Below are 233 nucleotides of genomic sequence, written 5' to 3'. Positions count from 1 at the left end.
CTTGGTCGCTGACGCTGTATGTCTTCGTCATTTCCATCAGCGTGGTTTTCACCTTGCGGCCGGTACTCGTCAGCATCCACCGTTCAGCCAGTAGGTGCGCGTACACCTCACGCGGTAGAACCATCTTATAGTTTCGTTCAAGGCAGGCGCGGGCCTCGTCGTACACCAGCGATACGCGATCCTTAGCGCGGCCAAGATCGGACGAGGCGCGGGCGATACATTCGTGCGTGCAC

Annotated in this window: 1 protein-coding gene; it reads right to left on the bottom strand. The window is 58.8% G+C overall.

Translation table 11 applies throughout. The annotated features are described in order from the left end of the window. On the bottom strand, positions 1 to 233 hold a 233-nt coding region (locus SB816_RS35165), incomplete at both ends, for a hypothetical protein (protein WP_410548645.1).

The sequence above is a fragment of the Achromobacter sp. SIMBA_011 genome (assembly GCF_046535435.1).
Lineage (GTDB): Bacteria > Pseudomonadota > Gammaproteobacteria > Burkholderiales > Burkholderiaceae_B > Achromobacter > Achromobacter dolens.
This window is presented reverse-complemented; position numbering and strand designations above follow the sequence as displayed.